Genomic DNA, 20,313 nt, shown 5'->3' with positions numbered 1-20,313 from the left:
GCTACTCTTCACCTTCGCGCAAGGTGATCTTGCCCTCGCCGGCGAGCCGCAGCGCGTCGTTGGCGATGCGGCGGCGGGCGCCCTCGATCTCGCTCTTCTGCACCGTCGCTTCCTGCCCGAGTTCGGCCTCGACCATGCGGCGGTTGCGCGCGCCGAGCGCGGAGAGGACGCATTCCTTGACCGCGTCGGAGGCGCCGCGAAGCGCCAGGATCGTCACGTCCGTGGGAACCGCGTCGAACAGGGTGAGACGCGACTTCACCGGCAGGATCGGCAGATCGTCGAAGGCGAAGAGCAGCCGCTGCAAGGCCTCGGCGTCGCTCGGGCGGGTGACCCGCAGCGTCTCGATGAGCGCCTCGCCCTGCTCCTTGTCCAGCCGGTTGACGATCTCGGCGAGGAAGGCGTGACTGGTGCTCTCGCCGCCGCCGTCGGAGCTCGCGAGGAAGCTGCCGCGCAGATGCCCCTCGAAGACGGTGCGGACCTCCTCGGCGAGCGGCTTCAGCGTCAGGATGCGGCTCATCACGTCGTTGCGGTACGCCGCCGGGAATTCGCGCACGATGGCCGAGGCGATGTCCGACGTGACCTTGGACAGGACGATCGCCACGAGATGGGGATGCTCCCCGGTGAGCTTGGCGGCGATCGCCGGCCCTTCCAGCCGGCCGATCGCGTCCCAGACGTCGATCTGGCTGTCGTTCTCCAAGTCCCGCTCGAGCGCGGCCTGGGGAAACAGCGACCGGTACTCCTCCGGCGTCAGCGCGCTCTGGAGGAGCTCGGACATCTGCCGGGCCGGACCGTCGAGACCAGGGCCCTTCTTGAAGGATTCGTGGAAGTCGTCGACGAGTTCGTCGATCTGCTCGGGCGCGATCGGCGGCAGGCCGGCCGCGCTCTCCTTCAGGATCCGGATCTCGCTCGGCGAGAGGTGCTTCAGCAGACGCGCGGCGCCCGACGACCCCAGGGCGAGGAGCAGGATCGCCGCCCGGGCGCTGCCGCTCTGCGGCAGGCCGGAGCCGTCGTCGTGATAGGCGGCGACGATAGACATGAGGTCTTAAGCGGCCCGCTGATGGCGCGACTGCAGCCGCGAGCCCGGCTTGGCGATCTCGGTCAGGGTGACGCCGAAGCGCTGCTCCTCCTTGTCGATCACCACGATCTCGCCGCGCGCGACCACCCGGCCGTTCACCACCACGTCGACGGGATCGCCGACCTTGGTGTCGAGCTTGACCACGGCGCCGCGCCCGAGCTTCAGAAGATTGGCGACCGTCATCGTCGTCGAGCCGAGCACCACCTGCATGGTGACCGGGACATCCATGACGAGGTTGATGTCCACATGGTCGGAGGCGGCCTCCTCGGCTTCCTCGACCTCGGACCCGTCCTCCTCGTCCTCGTCCTCGCCGCCGAGGGAGAATCCGGGAGCCGCGCCGAAGCCGGTCTCCTCCTCGTCCTCGTTCTCGGTTTCGTCCAGATCAAGGTCCAGGTCGTTCATGTGGAAGTCATCCCCAAAACTGCGGTCGATCATCGACCGGATCGGCGCTCCGTCGCCGGCTTGTCACCGCCGCGTCGCGCCCCCTTCCGGGCTTAGCCGACCAGACTGGCGCGAAGCCTGCCGGCGTCGCCCGCCGCCCGCATCCCGCCGATGTCCGAGGCCGTCGACGCGGCATCCGGCTGGCCCGAGACATGCCATTCCGCCCGTGCGACCAGCATTTCCAGCTCTTCGGTCGCGGCGCGGGCGGCGGCGATCTGCGCCTCCAGCGACCGGACGGTCGCAACGCCCTCGTATTTGAGCGCCACGACGGCTTCGGCGGCGCGGTTGAGCGCCTGCTCCGATTCGAGCAGCGCCGCCCCGAGACCGCCTTCCGCCTCGCGCAGGGCCTTCAACTCGCGATACATGCGGCCGCTGCGCAAGGCGGTGACCACCAGGGCCGCCATCAGGGCGAGATCAATCAGATAGGATTCCATCGAAAAACTCCTGGGCGGGATCGACCCGTTCCTCGATCCGCACGACGTAGGAATCGCGCGAACGGCCGACCTGCGCCCTGAACAGCGGCCGATCCTCGCATTCGAGCGGGATCAGGCTGGTGAGGGCGACGTCGAGCGGCACGGTCGCGCCGACGCGGAAGCCCGCGACCTCCGAGAGCAGGATCTTCTTCTTGCACAGCACCGCCTCGATCCGAAGGTCGCTGCGGGCAAAGCTCGCCTCGATCCCCTTCGACCAGGTCTCGTCCGGGTCGACCTTCTGGACCTGCGGGATGTCGCTCAGGAGCCGGCGATGCGGCGCGAAGAAGCTGACCGGCAGGGCGACGATGATCGGCGTCTCCAGGCCGGACACGCTCAGCGTGAAGCGAAACTGCAGGAAGCGCCCGGGGTTCTCGCCGAGTTCTTCGGCCAGACCGTCGGGCGCGACGAAGCCGCCGACGGTGACGTCGAGCTCGACCAGCGGCGCGAAGACCGGCCCGGCGGTCTGGGCGAGCGTCTGCAGGAGCAGCGTCAGGAGCCGCTTGTCGAGCGCCGTCGGCTCGCGCGAAGCGGCAAGATCGGCCGAAGGCTCGGCGCCGAAGAACGCGGCGACCAGGGCCTCGATCGCGGTGCGCTGCAACAGCACATAGCCCGGCTGGTCGAAGCGGCGCGAGTCGATCACCGCCAGGAGCGACGCCTTGATGGCGGCGTCCCCGAGATCCGGCGCGTCCTCGACATCGCATTCCAGAAATTCGACTTCGGGCGCGGCGACGGCGAGCCGGGTGACGCCGGTCGCCAGCGCCTCGGCCCACTCCTCGCCCATGCGGGTCAGGCGCGGCAGGCGCTTCGGCTCGATCTCGGCGGCGCTCTTCAGCCGTGCGCCGATATCCACCGGATCGGAGGCGAGTGCGGTGTCGCTCATCGTCTGACCTTACGCACCCGCGCCACCGCCGATCGTCTCGCTCTCGACCTGGTCGATGCTCGGACGGTCATGCGCCGAGATCGTCTTGCGGCCGTATTCCAGCGCCACCTGCGGCATCGCGCCGTTCATGTAGGCGATGAGGGTGGACTTCACGATGATGTAGACGCGGCACTGCTTGTCGCGGCAGTATTTGATCTTGTTGGAAATCGGGCCGACCAGGCCGTAGGCGAAGAACACGCCGGCGAAGGTGCCGACCAGCGCCGCGCCGATCATTTCGCCGAGCACCGCCGGCGACTGGTCGAGGGCGCCCATCGTATGGATGACGCCGAGAACCGCAGCGACGATGCCCAGCGCGGGAAGACCGTCCGCCATGTCCTGCATGGCCATCTTCGGCTTCAGCGCGTCGTGCTTGATCGTCTGGATCTCCTCTTCCATCAGCGCCTCGATCTCGTGCGGCCGGGCGTTGCCGATGATGATCAGTCGGCAATAGTCGCAGATGAAGTGGAGCATCGAGGTGTTCTTCAGGATGTTGGGATAGGCCTGAAAGATCGTCGACTCCTTGGGGTCGTCGATATGCGCCTCGACCTCCGAGCGCGACTTCGAGCGCATCTCGCGCATCAGCGAATGCAGCAGGCCGAGGACCTCGAGATAGTCCTTCTGCTTGGGGATCTTGTTCTTGAAAGCCTCCATCATCCCCTTGCCGGTGTCCTTGATCGTCTTCATCGAATTGCCGACGATGAAGGTGCCGATCGAGGACCCGAGGATGACGATGTATTCGAACGGCTGGACCAGGACCGACAGATGTCCGCCCATCCCGATGAAGCCGCCGAGCAGGCAGGCCAGTGTGACGACGAGCCCGATAAGAACGCTCATGCCGATCCCCAACGCGAAAGTTATGCAACTGCCCTAGGAAGCGCCGCTTGTGCGAGCCTTGTCCTCGGCCGCCATAGCGGGACGAAATGGATGCGGAGCTTGCGGGACAGGCTGAGACAAGCCTCTACGGCGATTGTCCGGCCCGATAATCGCCGTGCCGGAGCCTGGCCGAAATGAACGCCGTCATGCCCCCTTCGCCCGTCAGCCGAGATGCCGGCAGCGTGCGCGGCGGGAGGGAGCGGACGCCGGCTTCGTCTCCCGCAGGCGCTTTGGCCGCCGCCCTCTTCTGACGCTGCAGACCGATCGGACGACCTACTGACATGGACGCATCGCTCGCCCCGGCACTTTCGGCCCAGCTCGCCGTCGAAAGGCGCCTCGACACCCTCGCCAACAACCTCGCCAACGCCAGGACCGCGGGCTTTCGCGCCGAGGAAGTGAAGTTCGATGAACTGATCAAGCAGGCCGCGGGCGGCGGTGATCCGACCAGCCTCGCCTCCGAGGGCGACACCTACATCTCCACCGCGGTCGGCGAGATGACGCAGACCGGCAACCCGCTCGACATGGCGGTCACCGGCGACGGCTTCTTCGCCTACCGGGGCGCCAACGGCCAGACCGCCTACACCCGCGACGGCCGCATGCGCATCAACCAGAGCGGCGGGATCGAGACGCTCACCGGCCATCCGCTGCTCGATGTCGGCGGCGCGCCGCTGCAGGTCGATCCGAACGGCGGCCCGCTGATCATCGCGCGGGACGGCATGATCACCCAGAAGGGCCAGCAGATCGGCGCCGTCGGCCTGTTCGCCATGCCGGAAGGCGCCAAGCTCAGCCGCGCCGACACCTCCGGCGTCGTTCCCGACAAGCCGGCCCAGGCGGTGCTCGACTTCTCCCAGAACGGCGTCATCCAGGGGTATGTCGAAGGCTCGAACGTCAATCCGATTCTCGAAATGACCCGGCTGATCGAGCTGCAGCGTGCCTTCGACAGCGCCGCCAATCTCGTCCAGACCAACGAGCACAGCCTCTCCGACGCCATCCAGACACTCGGAAGCACATCGTGACAGCCCAGACCCGCATCTTCGACGCCTCCCCGCTCGACGCCGCCTGCATCTCCATCTCGGGGCGCATCGTCGACGTCTCGCCGCAGGCCTTCCGCGTGGCGGGCCTGTCGCCCTTCGTGCGGCTCGGCGACTGCATCGCCTGCCCCGGCGAGAACGGCGACGAGATCGGCGAGGTGGTGCGGATCGAGGCCGACGCTTTGACGGTGAAGCCGTTCGGCACCCGCTCGACGCTCGGCGTCAAGGCTGCGGCGCGGCGCATCGGCCCGTTCACCGTGGCGCCGTCGCATGCCTGGAAGGGCCGCGTCGTCGACGCCTTCGGCCGCCCCTATGACGGCCTCGGTCCGCTGGAAGCCGGCCTCGAGGAGCGCTTCGCCGACTCGGCGCCGCCACCCGCCCTGAAACGCGGTCGTGTCGGCAAGCCGGTTCCCACCGGCATTCGCGCCATCGACATCTTCACGCCACTGATCAAGGGTCAGCGCATCGGCGTCTTCGCGGGCTCGGGCGTCGGCAAGTCCACGCTGATGGGCATGCTGTCGCGGGCGCAGGGCTTCGACACGGTGGTCGTGGCGCTGGTCGGCGAGCGCGGCCGCGAGGTGCGCGAATTCCTCGAAGAGACGATGGGCGGCGACCTCTCCAAGCTCGTCACGGTCGTCGCGACCGGCGATGAGAGCCCGATGATGCGCCGGCTCGCGCCGCGCACCGCCACCGCCGTCGCCGAGTGGTTCCGCGACCAGGGCGAGAACGTCCTCCTGATCGTCGACAGCGTCACCCGCCTCGCCCACGCCGCGCGCGACGTCGCGCTCGCCGCCGGTGAGCCGCCGGTCGCCCGAGGCTATCCGCCGAGCGTCTTCTCCGAACTGCCGCAGCTCCTGGAGCGCGCCGGCCCGGGCTTTGACGGCTCCGGCACGATCACCGGCGTCTTCTCCGTCCTCGTCGACGGCGACGACCATAACGACCCGATCGCCGACGCCATCCGCGGCACGCTCGACGGCCACATCGTCCTCGACCGCGCCATCGCCGAACAGGGCCGCTTTCCGGCCATCGACGTCCTGAAGTCGATCTCGCGCCTCGCCGACCGCGCCTGGAGCGCGCAGGAGCGCGAGCTCGTCACCCGGCTGCGCTCGATGATCGCGCGCTTCGAGGACACGCGCGACCTGCGCCTCCTCGGCGGCTACAACAGGGGCTCGGACCAGGTGCTCGACCAGGCGGTCGACCTCGTGCCGCACATCTACGACTACCTGATCCAGCATCCGGGCGATCCGGTCGCCGACAAGCCGTTCAAGGACCTGTCGAAGAAGCTCAAGGAAGCCTTCGCGCCGCCGGCACCCGCCCAGGCGCGCTGACGCTCCGAGGGCGCCCCCGCCGGCCCCGCCTCGGCAGCGACGCGATCATGAGGATTCGCGTCGAGGAATAACCTGGCGCTCATAATTTGGGGTTCTGCCCTGCCGCACCGGTGCGGGGCGTCGCGAAGCCTTTGACAAATTCGCCCGCCTTCCTCAGATGCCGGCAGACCGGCTGCATCCGGCTCGCCGGCGAGAGGAAACGACAGGGCAATGTCATGACCACACCTCCGTTCAAGGCCGACCATGTCGGCAGCTTCCTCCGGCCCCAGCGCCTGCAGGAAGCCCGCGCCAAGTTCGCCGACGGCAAGCTGCAAGCGGCCGAGCTGCGCACGATCGAAGACGAATGCATCCGCGAGGTCGTCAAGAAGCAGGAATCGGTCGGGCTGAAGGGCATCACCGACGGCGAGTTCCGCCGCACCTTCTTCCATGTCGACTTCCTGGAGAAGCTCGACGGCGTCGAGGTCACCTATGGCGAGTTCAAGACGCATTTCCGCAAGGACAGCGGCGAAGAGGTCGGCTTCGCGCCGCCGACGATGCACGTGCGCGACAAGCTGAAGCATTCGATGCCGATCCAGGGCGCCGACTACGACTTTCTGAAGTCGGTGGTGACGCAGACGCCGAAGGTCTCGATCCCCGCGCCCTCGATGCTGCACTTCCGCGGCGGCCGCCAGATCATTTCCGAGACCGCCTATCCCGACCTCGAAGATTTCTATGACGACCTGACCGCCGCCTATCGCGAGGAGATCAAGGATCTCGCCGACCGCGGCCTGCGCTACCTGCAGCTCGACGACACCAACCTCGCCTATCTCTGCGACCCGGCGATCCGCGCCGAGACCGCCAAGCGCGGCGACGATCCGGACATGCTGACGCATCTCTACTGCCGCCTCGTCAATGACGCGATCAAGGACCGCCCGTCCGACATGGTGATCTCGGTGCACCTGTGCCGCGGCAACTTCAAGAGCGCATGGGTGGCGCAGGGCGGCTACGAGCCGGTCGCCGAGATCCTGTTCAACGAGATGGCGATCGACGGCTTCTTCCTCGAATACGACGACGAGCGCTCCGGCGACTTCGCCCCGCTCCGCCACATGCCGAAGGGCAAGACGGTGGTGCTCGGCCTGATGTCGTCGAAGTCGCGCGAGGTCGAGCCGGCCGACCTCGTGAAGAAGCGGATCGACGAGGCGTCGAAGTTCGTCGATCTCGACCAGTGCGCCCTCTCGCACCAGTGCGGCTTCTCCTCGACGGCGCACGGCAACGACCTCACCGAGGACGACCAGTGGCGCAAGCTCGAGCGCTGCGTGTCCGTCGCCCACGACGTCTGGGGCTACTGAGCCCGATAAAGCAAGGGGCGGCCGCAAAGCCGCCCCTGCCCTGTCGAATGGACGTGCCGGCGCCGGCCCGCCACTCGCGCGCCCGATCGGCGTCTTTCGCCGCGCGTGCGGGTGTTCCTCGGCTTGGCCGCAGGCCTCTTCTCGGGCGGCCGCATCTGACGGCGGCGCGGAACGCGGCTCCTGCTCTCGACTTGCGGCGTTCGGCGGTCAGATAACGGGCATGACCACGCCCGCCATCATCACCGTCGCCATCACCGGCTCGCTGCCCACCAAGGCGAACAATCCGGCCGTGCCGATCAGCATCGCCGAACAGGTCGAATCGACGCAGGAAGCCTTCGAGGCCGGCGCCAGCCTCGTCCACTGCCATGTGCGGGGCGACGACGGAACGCCCTCCTCCGATCCCGAGCGGTTCCAGCGGCTGATGGAGGGCATCCGCCGGCACTGCCCGGGCATGATCGTGCAGTTCTCGACCGGCGGGCGCTCCGGCGCCGGCATGGCGCGCGGCGGCATGCTCCAGCTGAAGCCGGACATGGCTTCGCTCGCCACCGGTTCGTGCAACTTCCCGACCCGGGTCTACGACAACCCGCCGGACCTCGTGGAATGGCTGGCGGACGAGATGCTGCGCCATGGCGTGAAGCCGGAGATCGAGGCGTTCGACCTGTCGATGATCTTCCAGGCGGTGGCGCTGCAGCAGCGCGGCCTGATCCGCGGTCCGCTGCACGTCCAGTTCGTCATGGGCGTGAAGAACGCCATGCCGGTCGACCGCGAGAGCTTCGAATTCTTCGCCGCCACGCTGAGGCGGCTCGCTCCCGACGCGACCTGGACCGGCGCCGGCATCGGCCGGCACCAGATCACCCTGAACGAATGGAGCCTCGAGCTCGGCGGCCATGTCCGCACGGGGCTGGAGGACAATGTCCGCCTCGACCGGGAGACCCTCGCCCCGTCCAACGCCGCCCTAGTCGAACGCGCCGCTTCGCTCTGTGCTCGCTACGGAAGGCATCCGGCGAACGTCGCGGAGGCGCGGGCGCTCCTGTCCCTGCCGCCGGCCTGACTGCGGACCGGCGTCTGCTCGACGCAGATCCGCACGATGCTCTCCACAGCGGTCGTGCAGGTTGGGCGCCGACCGATCACGCCGATGCGACCGGCCTCGCCTTGCGGGCGGATCGTCCGGCGTCTACCCACACGCGAGATTTTCGCGCCCTGCCGGGCCGGAGGCGCGAGCACTGAAAGCGGAGGGCCACCCGTCGATCTTCGGGCGATGGGCGGCGGGAAAACAAAGCAAGGACGCGCGTGACGATGGCAAGGCTGAGGCTCGTCTGGACCTGGATCACCGGGCGCATCGAGATCACCACGCTCGTTGTCGCCCTCATCACCGCGGCCGCGGTCTGGGCCTTCGTGGCGCTCGCGGGCGAGGTCGTGGAGGGCGACACCAAGGCCTTCGACACGACGATCCTGCTCGCCTTCCGCAATCCGGCCGACCCGTCCGATCCGTTCGGGCCGCCCTGGCTGGAGGAACTTGGCCGCGACATGACGGCGCTCGGCGGGACCGGCGTGATGATCATGATCACCGTCTTCGTCTCGCTCTATCTCCTCTTCGCCGGCAAGCGCCGCTCGATGTGGCTGGTGCTGGCGGCGATCGGCTCCGGCTTCCTGATGGACCGGCTCCTGAAGATGGGGTTCGACCGGCCGCGCCCCGACCTCGTGCCGCACGGCTCCTACGTCTATACGGCGAGCTTTCCGAGCGGCCATTCGATGATGTCGGCCATCGTCTACCTGACGCTGGCGACGCTGACCGCCCGCGTCGAGCCGCGCCGGCGCGTGCGAGCCTATCTCATCGTCTGCGCCTGCCTCCTGACCGTGCTCGTCGGGATCAGCCGGGTCTATCTCGGCGTCCACTGGCCGAGCGACGTCCTCGCCGGCTGGACGGCCGGCGGCGCCTGGGCGTTCGGCTGGTGGCTGCTGGCGAAGTGGCTGGAGAGCCATGGCGCCGCCGATCCCGATCTCGGCGCGGGCGATGCGGACGCCGGGACGCCTGCCGCTTCGCCCAAAGAACCGCTTGCCCGGCCCGGACCGCACTCCTAACCTCTCGGCTGAACAGGCCCGGCGCGACGGCTTGACGCCGTGGCCATGCGGAGTGCCAGGATGAACCGCTTCCTCATCGTCGACGACCATCCGCTGTTCCGCGAGGCGTTGCGCAGCGCCGTTGCGCTCGCCGACCCGGAAGCCGAGATCGCCGAGGCCGGCACGATCGAGGCAGCGATCGAAGTCCTCGCTGCCGCGACGCGCTCCTTCGACCTCGCGCTTCTCGACCTGACGATGCCGGGCACCGCCGGGTTCGAGGGCCTGCTGGAGCTGCGGGGCCGCTTCCCGCGGCTGCCGATCCTCGTCGTCTCGGCGCTCGACGAGCCGAAGATCGTGCGCCAAGTGCTGGCCTACGGCGTCGCGGGCTTCGTCTCCAAGTCGGCGAGGAAGCTGGATCTCTCGACCGCGATCACCGAGGTGCTGGCCGGCTCGGTCTACGTCCAGCCGGGGCTGATCGCCGCCGAGCCGGAGCGGCCGGCGGGTCCCGGCGACCTGCCGGCACGCATCGCGAGCCTGACGCCGCAGCAGCTGCGCGTCCTGTCGATGATCCGCCAGGGCCTTCTCAACAAGCAGATCGCCTATGAACTGGGTGTCGGCGAGACGACGGTGAAGGCGCACGTCTCGGAGATCCTGCGCAAGCTCAACGTCTTCAGCCGCACCCAGGCGGTGATCGAGGTGGCGAAGCTCGACTTCGACAAGCTCGCCGCGGCGGCGCCGGCCTCCGCGACGGCGTCCCTGCCCCCGCCGCACTGAGCGCAGCAGACGCGCCGGGCAGCGAGCCGGCAAAGTCTCATCGGCGGGAGCACGATCCCGATGGGCCGACGGTCATGCCGCCATATGGGCCAGCAGCGCCCTCAGCTCCGCCGGCTTGACCGGCTTCAGGAGCAGTTCGCACCCCGCCCGCTCGACGGCAGCCCGGGTCTCCGGCGAATAGTCCGCGGTCATCACGATCGCCGGGACCGCCCAGCCCGCCATCGCCCGCACCGCCTCGACCACATCGAGGCCGATCTGGCCGTTGTCGAGCCGGTAGTCGGCGAGGATCACGTCGGGATGGAAGCGCTCCTGGGACAGGAGCGGCAGCGCGTCGCGCATCCCGCTCGCCGCCCGCACGGTGCAGGACCAGCGCTCGAGCAGCGACAGCGTCGCGTCCATCACGCTCTGGTCGTTCTCGATCACCAGCACCTTCGCCAGAGCCAGGCCGAAACCGGACGGCCGGAACTCGCTCCGGCGGGCGCCCTCGATGCGTACCGGCTCGGCGACCAGCGGCAGCAGCAGCGAGAAGATCGTGCCGCGCCCCTCCACCGAACGGAATGACAGGCGATGCCCGAGCGCCTCGGCGATGCGGCGCACGATCGACAGGCCGAGGCCGAGGCCGGTGCCGGTCGCGGCACGCGGATCCTCGCCCGCGACCTTCCCCCGATGGAATTCCTGGAAGATCAGCTCGTACTGGTCTGGCGCGATCCCGATGCCGGTGTCGCAGACGTCGAGCCGGACGAGGTCGCCGCGGCGGCGAAGCCCGATCAGCACGCCGCCGTCACGCGTGTAGCGGATGGCGTTGGAGATCAGGTTGGCGACGAGACGCCGCAGCAGCGCAGCGTCGCTGAGCGCCGTCAGCGGCGGGCCGGCGATGCGCATCGTCAGCCCCTTGCCCTCGGCCACCGGCGAAAATTCCGCGACGAGGCTGGCGATCAGAGCGCGAAGGTCGATCTCGCCGATCTCCGGCTCCAGCGCCCCGGCGTCGAGCCGGGCGATGTCGAGGACGCTGGTGATCAGGTCCTCCATCGTTTCGAGCGACCGGTCGATGCTCGCGGCGTAGCGCAGCCCCTCGTCCGACACGCCGGAGGCCGTTAGCGCCGAGAGCGACAGGCGCGCCGCGTTCAGCGGCTGCAGGATGTCGTGGCCGGCGGCCGCGAGGAACTTGGTCTTGGACCGGTTGGCGAGGTCGGCGACCTCGCGGGCGGTGAGATTCTCGCGGTTGGTCTGCTCGACGCGGGCGAGCGCCTGGCTGAGCTCGGCGGTCCGGCGGCGCACCTGCGATTCGAGGTCGATGGCCGTCTGGAACAGCGAATAGGCCTGGGCCTGGCTGTCGGTGACCTGCTCGATGCGGCGCATCAGCGCGGCATTGACGAGTTCCAGCCGGCGCACCTCGTCCGGCCCCCGGTCGGGCGTCTCGGTTTCGCCGATCGCGCCGAGCGTGCCAAGGACGATGCGGTTCATTCGGCCGCGACCTTCAACGCCGCCGGCGCGCCGAAGGCGACGCCGGTGAAGGTCTGGTTGAGATGCATGGCGCGGTACTGCTCGCCATAGGTCGTGAAGCCGAAGACCTTGTAGTCGGAGAACACCGCCGCGACCTGCCGGCCGAGCTGGCGCTCCTCGGCCTCCACCCGCCGCAGCACGCAGTCAAAGCCGACGACGAGATCGACGCCGCCGAGATCCTCCGCCACCTCTGCCAGCGCATCGCGCATCGATTCGGCCATGTCGCGCGATTCGGCGAGCGTCAGGACGACGCCGGTCTCCACCGCGCAGAAGAAGGAGAGCCCGTCCTTCTCCATCCGGCGGATCGAGCGGCAGTAATGCTCGCCGCCGATCCGGACCACGACGGGATAGGAGGCGAAGCTGAACCGGTCGAGCCCCATCGGGTCGAGCCCGAGCACCGTGGCGTATTCCCGCGCGGCCGGGGCGCCGTTGAGGCCGACGACGAGGCGCCTGTCGGCATCGGACTCGGTGACCACCAGCCGCGTCTGCGTCGGCCGGTAGTGGTCGGATTTGAAGATGCGGAAGGGCACCTTCGACCAGATCAGGCAGATCACCGCGCCGTGGTCGTAGCTTTGGCCGTCGAGCGAGACGCGGGTGACGCCGAAGTCGAGGCGATCGCCGGCGGAGCCGCCGACGAGCGGGATGTCCGGCAGCACCGACTCGAAGGCCGCCACCACCATCTCCTCATGCATCGACAGCCCGTCGATGAAAGTCAGCGCCAGGGGAGCGCCGTCCTCCTGACCGGCGGTGAGGCCATCGAAGCGCTGGCGCAGCCCCTCGGCGATCTCGGCGCTCTCGCGAAAGCCGCCCACCGCAAGGTCCGGCACGACGGCGGCCAACGCCTCGAACGACGCGGCTGGAAACAGCATGAGCACGGCGCCGCCGTCGAGATAGCCGAACGGGCCGATGGCACCGGCGGTCGAACAGCAAATCTGCGTCGGGACGGGCAGGTTGCGCTGCAGTTCCCGGGCAAGGTCCGTCCCGTCAAAGGTCGGATCGTAGAAGATCAGGGCGAGGGAGAAGTCCTCCTCCCCGGCCAGACGTGCGGCAAAATCGCAGAGCCCGCGCGTCTCCGCGCCCCGGTAGACGGCGGTGCGGATGCCGCAGGCATGCTGGCGCGTCTCGGACGGCTCGATCGCCTCCACATCCTCCTCCCGCACCGGCGCAGTCTCCCGAAGTTCGCCGGCGAAGGAAGCCTATCGGCCGGCGCAGCGCCCCGCAAGCCGCATCCGCCGCCGCTCCGGCCTCTGCGCGACCGCGCCGTCCGAGGCCACTCCTGATAACCCCGATTGCCGCTGGAAACCGCCCGTCACCAGCCCCCGCTCGCCCGCCACCGGGTTGTGGACGAGCGATCGGAGCTTGCGGGATTAACTTGCACGGGTCACACTGCTATGGAAATCACCATGCCTCATGGGGTGGCGTTCCTGACAGATCCGCCGTTCCAGCCCCATCGAGGCCATCAAACAAGCACCGGAACACGGGCGGTTCATGGAATATTTCGTTCAGCAGCTGATCAACGGGATCACCCTCGGGTCGATCTACGGTCTGATCGCCATCGGCTATACGATGGTCTACGGCATCATCGGCATGATCAATTTCGCCCATGGCGAGATCTTCATGATCGGCGCGTTCATCTCCCTGACGGTGTTCCTGGTGCTCGCCGCGCTCGGGGTGGCCTTCCTGCCGATCGTCCTGTTGCTGATGGTCATCGTCGCGATGATCTTCACCGCCATGTGGGGCTGGACGATCGAGCGCGTCGCCTACCGGCCGCTGCGCGGCTCCTTCCGCCTGGCGCCGCTGATCACCGCGATCGGCATGTCGATCTTCCTGCAGAACTTCGTCCAGGTGACCCAAGGGGCGCGCGTCAAGCCGCTGCCGCCGCAGATCCAGGGCGGCATCACGCTGATGAACTCGCCGAACGGCATCGTGGTGAACCTGTCCTACATGCAGATCATCATCATCGCGATGACCATCGTCCTGATGACCGCCTTCTCGCTGATCATCTCGCGCACCTCGCTCGGGCGCCAGCAGCGGGCCTGCGAGCAGGACCGCAAGATGGCCTCGCTCCTCGGCGTCAACGTCGACCGGACGATCTCGCTGACCTTCGTCATGGGCGCCTCGCTCGCGGCCGTCGCCGGCATGATGTACCTGCTCTATTACGGCGTCATCGACTTCTACATCGGCTTCATCGCCGGCGTGAAAGCCTTCACCGCGGCGGTGCTCGGCGGCATCGGATCGCTCCCCGGCGCGATGCTCGGCGGCCTGGCGATCGGCCTGATCGAGACCTTCTGGTCCGGCTATTTCACCGTGGAATACAAGGACGTCGCGGCCTTCTCGATCCTCGCCATCGTCCTGATCTTCATGCCCTCCGGCCTGCTCGGCCGTCCCGAAGTCGAGAAGGTCTGAGACGATGGCCTCCGAGACCACCGCAGCCTCCATCAACCGCCCGGAGGGCGCCGAGCGGGAGTCCGAGGAGCGCCGCGCCGCCATGCGCGGCGAGCCGCCCTTCGCGCCGGAGCCCGTCACCGACAGCCGCCTCGTCGCCTCGCTGAAGGAAGCGGGCATCACCGCCGCGCTGATCGCCGCGATCACCGTGTTCTTCTTCGCCGTCAAGACCGATATCGGCGTCGGCGGGCTCGACCTGACGACCCGACCCTGGCTCTGGGTGATCTGGGTCGGCATCGCCTTCGTCGGCCGCTTCCTGCTCTCCTTCTTCATCTTCAAGGCCGAGCGGCCGGTCACCGGCTGGTTCAAGCGCACGCAGGCCGGGCCGAGCCGCCTGCCGGTCGGCAAGATCGTCGCCGTGGTGTTCCTGTGCCTGGCGCTCGCCCTGCCGTTCCTGCTCGCGAGCTTCCTGCCGAGCCAGAACCGCTACCTCCTCGACCTCGCGATCCTGATCCTCACCTATGTGATGCTCGGCTGGGGGCTCAACATCGTCGTCGGGCTCGCCGGCCTGCTCGATCTCGGCTACGTCGCCTTCTACGCGGTCGGCGCCTATTCCTTCGCTTTGCTGGCGCAGAACTTCAATCTCGGCTTCTGGGTCTGCCTGCCGATGGCGGGCCTGTTCGCTGCGGCCTGGGGCGTGATGCTCGGCTTCCCCGTGCTGCGCCTGCGGGGCGACTACCTCGCCATCGTGACGCTGGCCTTCGGCGAGATCATCCGCGTCGTCCTGCTCAACTGGTCGGACTTCACCGGCGGCCCGAACGGCGTCCTCGGGATTCCGAAGCCGACGCTGTTCGGCCTCGAATTCACCCGCGGCGACAACTCCTTCGCCGACTATTTCGGCATCCACTACGATCCGACGCAGCGCTTCGTCTTCCTCTACTACATCATCCTGGCGCTGGCGCTGCTCACCAACTTCGTCACGCTGCGCATGCGCAAGCTGCCGGTCGGCAGGGCCTGGGAGGCGCTGCGCGAGGACGAGATCGCCTGCCGTTCGCTCGGCATCAACACCGTCAACGTCAAGCTGACGGCCTTCGCCACCGGCGCGATGTTCGGCGGCTTCGCCGGCGCCTTCTTCGCCACCCGCCAGGGCTTCATCTCGCCGGAGAGCTTCACCTTCATCGAGTCGGCGATCATCCTCGCCATCGTCGTCCTCGGCGGTCTCGGCTCGCAGCTCGGCGTCGCCATCGCGGCGGTGGTGATGATCGGCGGCATCGAGCTCCTGCGCAATCTCGGCTTCCTGCACGCGGTCTTCGGCGCCAGCTTCGACCCGACGCAGTACCGCATGCTGATCTTCGGCCTCGCCATGGTCTGCATCATGGTCTGGAAGCCGCGCGGTCTTGTCTCGTCGCGCTCGCCATCGGCGATCTACAAGGAAAAGAAGAAGATCGGTGCTGATCTGGTCAGCCAGGGCGAGGGACACTGATGCTCAAGGAGACCCAGAGCTGGATGCACGACCCGGTCCTCACCGTCGAGCGCCTGACCATGCGATTCGGCGGCCTCGTGGCGATCGACGATCTGTCCTTCAATGCCGGGCGCGGCGACATCACCGCGCTGATCGGGCCGAACGGCGCCGGCAAGACCACCGTCTTCAACTGCGTCACCGGCTTCTACAAGCCGACCGAGGGGCGGATCGCGCTCCGCCGCGGTGAGAGCGTCACCGACGAGCGGGTCGCGGCACTGACCAGGAGCGGCCGCCAGTTCGACCGGGCCGAGGACGGCGCGGTCTACCTCCTGGAGCGCATGGCGGACTTCCGGATCACCGAGGTCGCGGGCGTCGCGCGCACCTTCCAGAACATCCGCCTGTTCGGCGGCATGACCTGCCTGGAGAACCTCCTCGTCGCCCAGCACAACAAGCTGATGCGCGCCTCGGGGATGACCATCGGCGGGCTGATCGGCCTGCCCGGCTATCGCCGCGCCGCCACCGCCGCCAAGGACAAGGCGGTGGAGTGGCTGCGCCTGACCGACCTCCTCGACCGGGCCGACGACCCGGCCTCGGACCTGCCCTACGGCGCCCAGCGCCGCCTGGAGATCGCCCGGGCGATGTGCACCGATCCGGTGCTCCTCTGCCTCGACGAGCCGGCTGCGGGGCTCAATCCGCGCGAGTCGACTGAACTCAACACGCTTCTGAAGCACATCCGCGACCAGAACGGCGTCTCGATCCTCCTGATCGAGCACGACATGGGCGTGGTCATGGAAATCTCCGACCACATCGTCGTCCTCGACTACGGCAAGAAGATCGCGGACGGCACGGCGGAGCGCGTGCGCAGCGATCCGAAGGTCATCGCCGCCTATCTCGGCGTCGACGACGAGGAAGTGGATGCGGTCGAGGAGAACCTCGCCGCCGAGGAAGCGGCCGCTCGGAGAGACGTCCGGGCGTCGGGCGCTTCGGGAGACATGGCATGAGCGCGATCGCGGCGAGCGAAACCGGAGCCAGGACCGCACCGGCACGGGACGAGGCGCCCCTCCTCTCGATCCGGGGCGTCCACACCTTCTACGGCAAGATCCAGGCGCTGAAGGGCGTCGACGTCGACGTCTACGAGGGCGAGATCGTCACGATGATCGGTGCCAACGGCGCCGGCAAGTCGACGCTGATGATGACGATCTGCGGCAATCCGCAGGCCCGCGATGGCAAGATCGTCTATCGCGGCGACGACATCACCCACCTGCCGACCCACGACATCATGTCGCGCGACATCGCCCAGTCGCCGGAGGGCCGGCGCGTCTTCCCGCGCATGACGGTGATGGAGAACCTCCAGATGGGGGCGATCCTGCAGGACGAGCGGCATTTCGACGACGACCTGCGCAAGGTCTTCGAGCTGTTTCCGCGGCTGAAGGAACGGCGCGGCCAGCGCGGCGGCACGTTGTCGGGCGGCGAGCAGCAGATGCTGGCGATCGGCCGGGCGCTGATGAGCCGGCCGAAGCTGCTGCTGCTCGACGAGCCCTCGCTCGGGCTGGCGCCGCTGATCGTCAAGCAGATCTTCGAGGTGATCCGCGAGTTGAACCGCAACGAGGGGCTGACCGTCTTCCTGGTCGAGCAGAACGCCTTCCATGCGCTGCGTCTCGCCCATCGCGGCTATGTCATGGTCAACGGCGTCATCACCCTGTCGGGCACCGGCCGCGAACTGCTCGCCCGCGAAGAGGTGCGCAGCGCCTATCTGGAAGGAGGGGCGCACTGATGCAGGGCCTCATCTGGGAAGTCTCGCTGTCGGAATTCCTGTTCGTCACCGTCATCCTCGGCGGCGCCGGCGCCTGGATGATCGGGCGCTCGACCGCCATCACCTGGAGCGGCTGGGGCATTCTCGCCTTCTACGTGCTGCTCCTGACGATCGGCGTCCGGTTCATCCACTATGCGCTGTTCAGCGGCTCGTTCTTCCTGCCGCTGTCGACCTTCGGCGTCGGGCTGCATCACGGCATCGTCGACTACATCATCCTGTTCGCCTTCGCCGCGGCGGGCCGCAGCTTCGTCCGGAGCCGGCAGATGTCGCGGCAGTATGGTGCGCTGCACCGGCGCGGCGCATGACCGCCTGCTTCATAACCATGGTTGAAAATTTAGGCTGGCCGGCTTTCAACCGCGTCCGATCCGGTCTTTAATCGCAGCCAGGCAGGAACGGCTGGGGGCTGTTCCGTGACCGCCTGGTCGCCTCATAGAAAAACAGGGAAGGTTCCTATGAAGAAAGCACTCCTCGCAGGCGCAGCGCTCAACCTGATCTTCGCCGGCTCCGCCTTCGCGGACATCACGATCGGCGTCGCCGGCCCGATGACCGGCCAGTACGCGAGCTTCGGCCAGCAGCTGAAGGTCGGCGCCCAGCAGGCGGTCGAGGACATCAACGCCAAGGGCGGTGTCAACGGCGAGAAGCTGAAGCTGTCCGTCGGCGACGACGCCTGCGACCCGAAGCAGGCCGTGGCGGTCGCCAACCAGTTCGCGTCGGAAGGCGTGCCCTTCGTCGCCGGTCACTTCTGCTCCGGTTCCTCGATCCCGGCGAGCCAGGTCTATGCCGACGAGCAGATCGTCCAGATCTCGCCGGCCTCGACCAATCCCGACTTCACCGACAAGCGCCCCGGCCCCGGCATCTTCCGCGTCTGCGGCCGCGACGACCAGCAGGGCCAGGTGGCGGCGGAGTACATCGCCAAGAACTTCCCGAACGCCAAGATCGCGATCATCAACGACAAGACCGCCTACGGTAAGGGCCTTGCCGACGAGACGCAGAAGAACCTCGAGAAGCTCGGCGTCAAGCCGGCGCTGGTGGAATCCTACACCGCCGGCGAGAAGGACTACACGGCGCTCGTCACCAAGATCAAACAGGCCGGCATCGACCTGCTCTACATCGGCGGCTACCACACCGAGGCGGGCCTGATGGCGCGCCAGATGAAAGAGCAGGGCATGAAGACCAAGATCATGTCCGGCGACGCGCTCGTCACCGACGAGTACTGGGCGATCACCGGCGACGCCGGCCAGGGCACGCTGATGACCTTCTCGCCCGACCCGCGCAAGAACCCGGAGGCCAAGCCCGTCGTCGACGAGCTGAACAAGAAGGGCGAGACGGCCGAGGGCTACGTCCTCTACACCTATGCCGCGATCCAGGCCTGGGCGCAGGCGGCCAACAAGGCCGGCTCGACGAAGTTCGACCCGGTCGTCAAGGCGCTCGACAACGGCACCTTCAACACGGTGATCGGCAACCTCTCCTTCGACAAGAAGGGCGACGTCACCCTTCCCGGCTACGTCGTCTACAAGTGGGACAACGGCAAGTACGCCGAGGTCGCCAATCCCGGCAAGTAAGCGCGTCAGCGCTACCAGGCCGTGAGACAGCACGGGCTCCGCATCAGCGGGGCCCGTCGCGTTTTCAGCGAGACCATGCCGCAGCAACGCCGATGCAGCGGTCTATTCGGAACGTCCGCACCGCTCGCCGGTAACTTCCCGGGCAGGAAGCGCCCCCGGCGCCTTGCGGGATCCGGATCGCTCAGTGGCCGAGGGCGCGGTCGAGGCCGTCGAGCCCCGCCTCCAGTCCCTGGCGCTCGGCTTCGGTGAGATGCTTGAGGATGGAGCGCTCCGCCGCCCGCACCTTGGGCACGAGGTCGGCAAAGGCCTTCCGCCCTTCCTCGGTCAAAGCGAGATGTTCGAAGCGGCGGTCGGCCGAGGCGCGGTTGCGGATCAGCCAGCCCCGGTGGTCCAGCGAGGAAACCGCCCGACTCACCTTGGTCTTGTCCATCGCCGTCGCCTCGACGATGTAGGATGAGGTGCAGGCGGCGTCCTTGTCGCCGCTGCCCAGAATCATCAGGACGCCGAATTCCGGCACCGTCAGTCCGTGCTCGCGCTTGTGGACCTGTGCGGTGATGCGGCCGAGCGCCGTGGCCGCACGGATCAACCGATTGGTCACAGAAAGATGGCGGCTCTGCTCTGACGTGGCGCTCATGGCTTCCGCTCGTTCTGCATTGGCCGGGAAGGTTTCCCGGTCGGATGTCCAGTGCAAACGCGCATTCTGCCAAGACGTTGCCTCGACAATCGTTGGAAAACGCGCCAGTTAGCGGGCCAAACTTTCAGCCTCCCCAACACTCCTGCTCGGCGCATGGCTGGCGCTCGTCCGGAACGGCAGATACAGCGGGGCGGCTTGCCCACGCAAAACCGGAAATGTCACACCTTGCCGCCGAGATTTCGCGGCCGGCGTTCCGGCTTTGCTTTTGCGGCTCGAGTCCCTATAGCTTCGCGCCGGATTCACGAATTCGAAACATATAAGGACAGCCCATTGTCTTCTACCTTCGACCGGGTCGCGGACATCATCGCCGAGACGAGCGAGATCGACCGCGACCAGATCACACCCGAGAGCCACACGATCGACGATCTCGGGATCGACTCGCTCGACTTCCTCGACATCGTCTTCGCGATCGACAAGGAATTCGGCATCAAGATCCCGCTCGAGAAATGGACGCAGGAAGTCAATGACGGCGAGGTTCCGACCGAGGAATACTTCGTCCTGAAGAACCTGTGCGCCAAGATCGACGAGTTGCGCGCAGCCAAGGCCGCCGGCTAAGGCGGAGCGGCAACGGCGCCTTCGGGCGGACTCAAA

Annotated in this window: 21 protein-coding genes; 13 read left to right on the top strand and 8 right to left on the bottom strand. The window is 67.7% G+C overall.

Going from position 1 to position 20,313, the window contains the following annotated elements:
* Position 1: 1 nt before the first annotated feature.
* The 5 genes from AB5S17_RS01195 to motA form a co-directional block, all read right to left on the bottom strand.
* The gene (locus AB5S17_RS01195; RefSeq protein WP_369235293.1) at positions 2-1,036 is read right to left on the bottom strand and encodes a FliG C-terminal domain-containing protein; all 1,035 of its coding nucleotides are present in this window, start codon (positions 1,034-1,036) and stop codon (positions 2-4) included.
* A gap of 6 nt (positions 1,037-1,042) precedes the next feature.
* Entirely contained in the window at positions 1,043-1,477 is a 435-nt protein-coding gene (gene fliN / locus AB5S17_RS01190; RefSeq protein ID WP_369235291.1) for a flagellar motor switch protein FliN, read from the bottom strand.
* A 92-nt stretch (positions 1,478-1,569) separates the two neighbouring features.
* A complete protein-coding gene (locus tag AB5S17_RS01185; protein WP_369235288.1) occupies positions 1,570-1,950 on the bottom strand; it encodes a hypothetical protein in 381 nt (126 codons plus the stop codon).
* Positions 1,931-2,869 (bottom strand): FliM/FliN family flagellar motor switch protein, encoded by a 939-nt coding sequence (locus tag AB5S17_RS01180; RefSeq protein ID WP_369235286.1) that lies wholly within the window; start codon positions 2,867-2,869, stop codon positions 1,931-1,933. The genes AB5S17_RS01185 and AB5S17_RS01180 overlap by 20 nt, the downstream gene beginning before the upstream one ends.
* A 9-nt stretch (positions 2,870-2,878) precedes the next feature.
* Positions 2,879-3,742: a flagellar motor stator protein MotA gene (motA, locus tag AB5S17_RS01175; protein ID WP_369235284.1), complete on the bottom strand. Its 864-nt coding sequence runs from the start codon at positions 3,740-3,742 to the stop codon at positions 2,879-2,881.
* Positions 3,743-4,062: 320 nt separating this feature from the next.
* On the opposite strand from motA, the gene flgF reads away from it, so the two are divergent.
* The 6 genes from flgF to AB5S17_RS01145 all read left to right on the top strand — a co-directional run bounded on the left by flgF (position 4,063) and on the right by AB5S17_RS01145 (position 10,303).
* On the top strand, positions 4,063-4,797 hold the full coding sequence (gene flgF, locus AB5S17_RS01170; protein WP_369235282.1) for a flagellar basal-body rod protein FlgF: 735 nt from the start codon (positions 4,063-4,065) through the stop codon (positions 4,795-4,797).
* On the top strand, positions 4,794-6,140 hold the full coding sequence (gene fliI, locus AB5S17_RS01165) for a flagellar protein export ATPase FliI (RefSeq protein ID WP_369235280.1): 1,347 nt from the start codon (positions 4,794-4,796) through the stop codon (positions 6,138-6,140). The genes flgF and fliI overlap by 4 nt, the downstream gene beginning before the upstream one ends.
* Positions 6,141-6,355: 215 nt before the next feature.
* A complete protein-coding gene (locus AB5S17_RS01160) occupies positions 6,356-7,468 on the top strand; it encodes a 5-methyltetrahydropteroyltriglutamate--homocysteine S-methyltransferase (protein ID WP_369235278.1) in 1,113 nt (370 codons plus the stop codon).
* Positions 7,469-7,688: 220 nt separating this feature from the next.
* A complete protein-coding gene (locus AB5S17_RS01155; protein ID WP_369235276.1) occupies positions 7,689-8,519 on the top strand; it encodes a 3-keto-5-aminohexanoate cleavage protein in 831 nt (276 codons plus the stop codon).
* 245 nt (positions 8,520-8,764) lie between these two features.
* Positions 8,765-9,550 carry a phosphatase PAP2 family protein gene (locus tag AB5S17_RS01150; RefSeq protein WP_369235274.1) on the top strand — a complete coding sequence of 262 codons (786 nt, stop codon included), beginning with the start codon at positions 8,765-8,767 and terminating at the stop codon, positions 9,548-9,550.
* Positions 9,551-9,610: 60 nt separating this feature from the next.
* Positions 9,611-10,303, top strand: a complete 693-nt coding sequence (locus AB5S17_RS01145; protein WP_369235272.1) for a response regulator — start codon at positions 9,611-9,613, stop codon at positions 10,301-10,303.
* A 72-nt stretch (positions 10,304-10,375) separates the two neighbouring features.
* On the opposite strand, the gene AB5S17_RS01140 is transcribed toward AB5S17_RS01145, so the two are convergent.
* Both AB5S17_RS01140 and AB5S17_RS01135 read right to left on the bottom strand, forming a co-directional pair.
* Positions 10,376-11,767: a hybrid sensor histidine kinase/response regulator gene (locus AB5S17_RS01140; RefSeq protein ID WP_369235270.1), complete on the bottom strand. Its 1,392-nt coding sequence runs from the start codon at positions 11,765-11,767 to the stop codon at positions 10,376-10,378.
* On the bottom strand, positions 11,764-12,966 hold the full coding sequence (locus tag AB5S17_RS01135; RefSeq protein ID WP_369235268.1) for an FIST N-terminal domain-containing protein: 1,203 nt from the start codon (positions 12,964-12,966) through the stop codon (positions 11,764-11,766). Before AB5S17_RS01135 ends, AB5S17_RS01140 begins: the two co-directional genes overlap by 4 nt.
* A 328-nt stretch (positions 12,967-13,294) precedes the next feature.
* Here AB5S17_RS01135 and AB5S17_RS01130 point away from each other — a divergent pair, with 328 nt between their 5' ends.
* The 6 genes from AB5S17_RS01130 (at position 13,295) to AB5S17_RS01105 (ending at position 19,028) form a co-directional block, all read left to right on the top strand.
* Entirely contained in the window at positions 13,295-14,212 is a 918-nt protein-coding gene (locus AB5S17_RS01130; RefSeq protein WP_369235266.1) for a branched-chain amino acid ABC transporter permease LivH, read from the top strand.
* Positions 14,213-14,216: 4 nt separating this feature from the next.
* Positions 14,217-15,674, top strand: coding sequence for a high-affinity branched-chain amino acid ABC transporter permease LivM (livM, locus tag AB5S17_RS01125; protein ID WP_369235264.1), 1,458 nt, complete (start codon positions 14,217-14,219; stop codon positions 15,672-15,674).
* A complete protein-coding gene (locus tag AB5S17_RS01120) occupies positions 15,674-16,654 on the top strand; it encodes an ABC transporter ATP-binding protein (RefSeq protein WP_369235262.1) in 981 nt (326 codons plus the stop codon). The genes livM and AB5S17_RS01120 overlap by 1 nt, the downstream gene beginning before the upstream one ends.
* Positions 16,651-17,427: an ABC transporter ATP-binding protein gene (locus tag AB5S17_RS01115; protein ID WP_369235260.1), complete on the top strand. Its 777-nt coding sequence runs from the start codon at positions 16,651-16,653 to the stop codon at positions 17,425-17,427. Before AB5S17_RS01120 ends, AB5S17_RS01115 begins: the two co-directional genes overlap by 4 nt.
* Positions 17,427-17,771: a DUF6867 family protein gene (locus AB5S17_RS01110; protein ID WP_369235258.1), complete on the top strand. Its 345-nt coding sequence runs from the start codon at positions 17,427-17,429 to the stop codon at positions 17,769-17,771. Before AB5S17_RS01115 ends, AB5S17_RS01110 begins: the two co-directional genes overlap by 1 nt.
* A gap of 147 nt (positions 17,772-17,918) precedes the next feature.
* Entirely contained in the window at positions 17,919-19,028 is a 1,110-nt protein-coding gene (locus tag AB5S17_RS01105; RefSeq protein WP_369235256.1) for a branched-chain amino acid ABC transporter substrate-binding protein, read from the top strand.
* Between the two features lie 181 nt (positions 19,029-19,209).
* Here the strand turns inward: AB5S17_RS01105 and AB5S17_RS01100 are convergent, their stop codons facing one another.
* On the bottom strand, positions 19,210-19,662 hold the full coding sequence (locus AB5S17_RS01100; RefSeq protein ID WP_369235254.1) for a MarR family winged helix-turn-helix transcriptional regulator: 453 nt from the start codon (positions 19,660-19,662) through the stop codon (positions 19,210-19,212).
* A 330-nt stretch (positions 19,663-19,992) separates the two neighbouring features.
* On the opposite strand from AB5S17_RS01100, the gene AB5S17_RS01095 reads away from it, so the two are divergent.
* On the top strand, positions 19,993-20,277 hold the full coding sequence (locus AB5S17_RS01095) for an acyl carrier protein (RefSeq protein ID WP_229153693.1): 285 nt from the start codon (positions 19,993-19,995) through the stop codon (positions 20,275-20,277).
* The last annotated feature ends 36 nt before the right edge of the window (positions 20,278-20,313 follow it).

The sequence above is a fragment of the Jiella sp. M17.18 genome (assembly GCF_041027365.1).
Classification (GTDB): domain Bacteria; phylum Pseudomonadota; class Alphaproteobacteria; order Rhizobiales; family Rhizobiaceae; genus VKMB-3413.
This window is presented reverse-complemented; position numbering and strand designations above follow the sequence as displayed.